Here is a 5,594-nt window from a genome sequence, read left to right as displayed (position 1 = left end):
CCGAGAACGCCCGCTCACGCGTCTACCTCGGCGTCCACTTCCAGTTCGACGCCGACGGCGGACTCCAGATGGGCGGCAACATCGGCCGCTGGGTCAACTCGCAAGAGCTGACGGCCTTCACCACCTGTACGGGCTGCGTCATCGGCTGACCCCTCCGCGGGCTCGCCGAGAAAGAGTCTTCGTCCGTGGTGCCCACCCGGATCGGGGTGGGCACCACGGACGAAGGTGTTGTCTCGATGGCCTACGGCGAGGGGTCAGCTCCCGTCGTTGACCGCAGACGTGTCGAAGGCGAGCTCCTCGGTCGCGTGGGCGATCGCCTTCGACATGATCGTCAAGGCTGTCGCGTCCACGTTGTCGATGGTGTCGCCCGGCGAGTGGTACGCGGGGTCCAGCGGGATGCCCGCGGTGCCGCCGAAGAGCGCCACCTCGGCGTCGGTCTTGATCCCGTCGGCGCCGGTGAACAGGCCGGACGCCGGGATGCCGTTGTTGATGAACGCCTGGTAGTCGGACCGGCCGGAGAACGGCGAGTCGACCCAGGGCTGGTCCACCGAGTCGAAGTAGTCGGTGAAGACGTCCTCCACCGCCGCCGAGCCCGGGGGCACGGTGACGGGGGCGGTGAACGTCGACTGGTCCGCGTCGTACACGCCGATGGTGTAGTTGGGCGAGCCGATCATGTCGAAGTTCATGTAGAGCGCGATCTGGTCCTTCTTGGCGTCGCTCAGGTTGTTCACATAGTGCGTGGAGCCGAGGAGGTTCAGCTCCTCGGCACCCCACCAGGCGAACCGCACCCGGTTCTCGACAGGGTGCACCTTGGCGAGCTGGACGGCGACCTCGAGGATCCCTGCGGATCCGGTCCCGTTGTCGTTGATCCCCGGTCCTTCCTCGACGCTGTCCAGGTGGGCGCCGAGCATGACCACGTTGTCCATGTGGCCGGTCCTGGTCTCGGCGATGACGTTGAACGTCCGGTGGTGCTCCAGGACCGTCTGGAGATCGAAGCTGACGGTCAGCGTCGGGTCGGCGGCGAGGGCGGCAAGGATGGACTGGCCCTCGGCCTGCGTCACGCCCACCGCGGGGGCGAAGTCGGTGCCCGGGCCGCCGAGCGTGCCGTTGAGCGATCCGGCCGTGTTGTTGTAGACGATGACGGCCTCGGCGCCGGCTGCGGCCGCTGCGCGGGACTTGAGCGCGAAGGAGCACGCGCCGCGCCTCACGAGCGCGATCTTCCCCGTGGCGTCCACGCCGGCCCAGGAGTCGGCGTGGCCGGTCTCGGCATCTGCCGGGCAGCCGTCGACGATCGCGGGCTGGATGAGCCCGGCGACGACGCCGTCGTCCGGGGTGCTCGGCGAGTACGTCATCGGCACGGGAGCCAGGGCCACGTTCGGCACCTCGACCGCGAGATCGAGGACGACGAACTTCTCCACGTCGAAGTACTGCCGCTGAGGCGTGTAGCCGGCGGCGGTCAACGTGGCCTCGATGTACTCGGCGCTGGCCTCGTAGCCGGGCGTCCCCATGGCTCGGTTGCCGTCGTGGGCGTCCGCGGCCGACTGGAACGCCTCGAGGTGCCGCCACACCCCCTCGGTGGTGACCAGGTCTTCGAGCGGCACGTCCGGTCGCCATCCGGCGGCGACAGGCGACAGAGCGGGAGACAGGCCGGGTGACGGTGCAGCGACGGCCGGTGCGAGGGTGCCGGTGGTCAGTACGAAGCCGGCAGCGGCAAGGGCGGGGATCAGACGAGTGGTTCTCACGCATCCTCCTGGATTCCGTGGGTCGCCCCGGCGTGCGCTTCGTTGCGCAGGCCGGGGCGCGGTTGACCGTGACTCTATGGGCCGGGGTCCCGGGAGACAATGGCTAGGTGCAGTGCCATCACTTCGACGCCGGCCGCTGCCACTCCTGCACCCTCCTGGCGGTCCCGTACCCCACCCAGGTGCTCGACAAGGAGGGGCACGTCGCCGCGCTCCTCGCCCCCTACGCCGACACCCTGTCCTGGCTCCCGCCTGTCACGCGCGCCGAGTCCGCCTTCCGCAACAAGGCGAAGATGGTGGTGAGCGGCACCGTCGACGCACCCGTCCTGGGCATCCTCGACCGGGAGGGGCACGGGGTCGACCTGACGGACTGCGGCCTCTACCCGGCCGAGCTCCAGGCGGCCCTCCCGGTTCTCGCCGAGTTCGTCACGCGGGCCCGGTTGGAGCCCTACGCGGTGTCGCTGCCCGCGCCCTCGTCCGAGCCCGCCCAGGGGCGCCGGGCCAAGAAGGGCGCGCCCTACCGGGGCGAGCTGAAGTACCTGCTGGTCACGCTGTCCCCCGACGGCGACCTGATGGTGCGGTTCGTGCTGCGGTCGCAGGAGCCGATCGCTCGGCTGCGGAAGCACCTGCCCTGGTTGCTCGAAGCGCTGCCTCGGCTGGTCGTCGCGACGGCCAACATCCAGCCGGCGCACGCCGCGGTGCTCGAGGGCGACCTGGAGATCCCGCTCACGGAGCGCACGGCGCTGCCCATGCGGATCGACGGCATCACGCTGAACCTGCGCCCGCAGAGCTTCTTCCAGACCAACACCGAGGTGGCCGCCGCGCTGTACCGGCAGGCACGCGAGTGGGTGGACGCCGTGCGGCCCGCCTCGCTGTGGGACCTCTACTGCGGGGTCGGCGGGTTCGCGCTGCACTGTGCGGCCCCCGGGCGGTCCGTGACGGGGGTGGAGATCAGCGCAGAAGCCATCGCCGCCGCGCAGGAGTCGCGCGACGCTCTCGTCGCGTCCGGACCGGAGGGCGCGGCGCGGTTCGGCGGAGTCCGCTTCGTGGCCGGGGACGCGACGGCCGTCGGCGCCCCTGCCCTGGAGGGGCCGGACCCCGACATGGTCATCGTCAACCCGCCGCGGCGAGGGATCGGCGCGGACCTCGCGCGCCGGCTCGAGCGGGCAACCGGCGTGCGCCACGTCCTGTACTCGAGCTGCAACGCCACCACGCTCGCGAAGGACCTGACCGAGATGCCGTCCTTCGTGCCGCGCCGGGCGCGGCTCCTCGACATGTTCCCGCAGACGTCGCACTACGAGGTGCTGGTCCTCCTCGAGCGGGGCGCGCCCGAGGAGCACCGCGCGACCTCCTAGTTCTTCCCGGTCAGCGCGTCCGTCAGCTCGCCGACCGTGTCGGTGGTGCCGGTCACCGTGTCCGTGACCCCACCGACGACGCCGTCCACGGTCTTCTCGGTGCCGTCGAGCACGCCACCGACCCCGCCGAGCAGGCCACCCTTGCCGTCGGGTGACCCGAGCAGCGCCGTGATGAGGTCCGCGAGCCCGAGCTGCTCCGCCTCGCGCGGGGACACGGCCGACAGGTCGACACCTGCCCCGCCGGGCCCGACCAGCGTGACGGTTGCCTCCACGCTGCCCGGCGCGACGACACCCTTGAGAGGGATCACGTAGTAGAACCCGCCGACCTTCGTGATCACCGCGAGGTCCTCGTTCACCTTGACGGCCTTCACCACCGCGTCGTCGAGCGGCACGATCTTGTACGCGAGCGCGAGGAGGCTCCCGCTCGCGCGGACCGTCACGTTCGCCTCGAGCGTGCCGTCGTCGAGCCCGACGCCGACGCCCGCCTCCACGTCGACGAGCTCCGTGCCCAGCTCCACGCCGAGCGACGCGGCGACGGACGGGAGCGGGAGCGGCGCGGGCAGGGCCTCCCCGGGCGGCGCCGGGGTGACGGCCGGGTCGGCGACCGGCCCGCCCACCTGCGCGGCGGGGTCCTCGGACGGGGTCGCGGCCGCCTCCGTACGGTCCGGTGCAGGCTGGACGGCGGTGGGCGGATCGACGAACGGCAGCGTCAGCGCGTCCGCCTGGTAGGCGAGCCCCGTGACGCCTGCCGAGGTCACCACGACCCCGCCCACGAGGGCGGCCGTGATGCCCACCGGGTCGGTGATCACCGACCGCACGGCGACCACCACCTTGTGGCCGACGTCGGCGACGAGGCCACCCAGGCCGGCGCCGGACGCCTTCCCCGCGACGACGCCCACGGCGGCCGCTCCCGTGGCTCCCGCGGCGGCGCCCGCGACGAGAGACCCGGCCTGGGACGCCGCGGCCGTGCCCAGGAGGAGGACCGGTGCCGCGGCCCGGAGCATCCAGTACGACTCCCGCACGTCGACGAACGCCCGCGTGCAGCCGGAGCAGCTCGTCATGTGGTCCTCGAACCGCCGCTGGCGGCGCGGCAGGAGCCGGTGGCGGATGTAGTCGTGCATCGCGGCCCGTGTGCTGCGGCAGAGCTGGTCCTCCGCGCTGAGGGCGTGCGCCTCGGCGAAGCCCGCGGCGAGGCGGTTCTCCGCACGCCGCAGACGGCGGCGCGCCGCATACGGGAGCACACCGACCCGGCTCGCGATGCGCTCCACCGGGGTGCCCTGCACATGCCGGTCCCAGAGCAGCTCCTGCTCCTGGGTGGGCAGCTTCTCCATGGCCGTCTGCAGCCGCTCGAAGTCCAGCGCCCGCGCAACCGGTGCGGTCAGGGTCCGAGCGGGCCCCGCAGGGAGCGTGCCCAGCACGGCCGGGAGGCTGAACCGCGGCGCGGCCGCCGCCTCCTTCACCATGGCCAGCGCGGCGTCCACCGCTGCCCGGCTCCAGAACGCGACCGGTTCGTCCACGGCCCCGTGCGCGACGATCTCGCGGCACAGCGCCTCCAGGCCGCGGCTCGCGGCCAGCTCCGGGTCGACGCCCGGGACCCTGCGGGACACCGTGAACACCACTGCTCGCCGGTGTGCAGCCCATTCGCTCAGGTCAGTGCTGAGTGCGGCCACCCTGTCCTCCTCCTGCACGCGGCCGACGGCCCGTGCTCCGCCTGATGCGGCGCCTGGACATGCTCGCACCCGGTGCGAAGGCATGGAAGCGTCCTGTCCATCACGTCTGTGAACCCTGGGCACGCGCCCAGGTGAGATATGCACACGCCCAGGAAAGGGCCGTGCGAGAAGGGCTCAGAGCCCGATGACCTGGCCCCGAGGCGTCGGGATCCCGCGGACGGCGCCGCCCCCGCTGTCCACCGGACCGCCGCCGACGCCGGACTTCTTGAGCTTGGCGTGCGCGGTGGGTGGTCCCTCGAGGGTGACCGGGACCGAGACCTTCGCGTTGCGGTCGGCAGCGACGGGGATCACGTACCAGGTGCCGCCCATCTGGAACGCCTGGCCCGTCTCGGACGATCCGACCGTGATGATCTTGGCGCCCTGGGTGGCTTCGACCACGAACCAGGCGCCGCCGGCCGAGCTGTTGGGCGCTGTCGCAGTGACGACTCTGGTCTCCGCCGGCGGAGGTGTGCTCGGCGCCGGGCTGGGGGGCGGGGGAGGAGGGGTCGGTGCGGGTGCGGGCGCGGGTGCCGGCGCGGGTGCGGGTGCGGGCGGTGCCGCCTGCGGTGCCGGGGCGGGCGCGGGTGCCGGCGCGGGTGCGGGCGGGGCGACCGGCGCGAGTGCCGGGGCAGCCGGTGCGGGTTCGTCGGTGGGGGTGGCTGGTTCTGGTGCCGGGGGTGCGGGGGGTGCGGGTGCTGCGTGGGGTGGTGCGGGGGTGGTGGCCGGCTGCTGGGAGGTGTCGGCCTGTGCGGGGGGGGGTTCGGTGGGTTGGGTCAGGACGAAGGCGGCGG

4 protein-coding genes are annotated in these 5,594 nt (G+C 72.8%); 1 reads left to right on the top strand and 3 read right to left on the bottom strand.

The window, feature by feature from the left end; all coding sequences use genetic code 11:
• Nucleotides 1-254: 254 nt before the first annotated feature.
• Nucleotides 255-1,742 carry a M28 family metallopeptidase gene (locus tag D1350_RS23355; protein ID WP_125778458.1) on the bottom strand — a complete coding sequence of 496 codons (1,488 nt, stop codon included), beginning with the start codon at nucleotides 1,740-1,742 and terminating at the stop codon, nucleotides 255-257.
• A 107-nt stretch (nucleotides 1,743-1,849) separates the two neighbouring features.
• On the opposite strand from D1350_RS23355, the gene rlmC reads away from it, so the two are divergent.
• Nucleotides 1,850-3,094, top strand: coding sequence for a 23S rRNA (uracil(747)-C(5))-methyltransferase RlmC (gene rlmC / locus D1350_RS23350; RefSeq protein ID WP_125778457.1), 1,245 nt, complete (start codon nucleotides 1,850-1,852; stop codon nucleotides 3,092-3,094).
• On the opposite strand, the gene D1350_RS23345 is transcribed toward rlmC, so the two are convergent.
• Together D1350_RS23345 and D1350_RS24220 are read right to left on the bottom strand one after the other, a co-directional pair.
• Nucleotides 3,091-4,764: a sigma factor-like helix-turn-helix DNA-binding protein gene (locus tag D1350_RS23345; protein WP_125778456.1), complete on the bottom strand. Its 1,674-nt coding sequence runs from the start codon at nucleotides 4,762-4,764 to the stop codon at nucleotides 3,091-3,093. The genes rlmC and D1350_RS23345 overlap by 4 nt on opposite strands.
• Nucleotides 4,765-4,938: 174 nt before the next feature.
• Nucleotides 4,939-5,594, bottom strand: a 656-nt coding sequence (locus D1350_RS24220; RefSeq protein WP_206074658.1) for a hypothetical protein, incomplete at its 5' end; no start/stop codon positions are given.

The sequence above is a fragment of the Antribacter gilvus genome, assembly GCF_003946865.1.
GTDB lineage: Bacteria > Actinomycetota > Actinomycetes > Actinomycetales > Cellulomonadaceae > Antribacter > Antribacter gilvus.
This window is presented reverse-complemented; position numbering and strand designations above follow the sequence as displayed.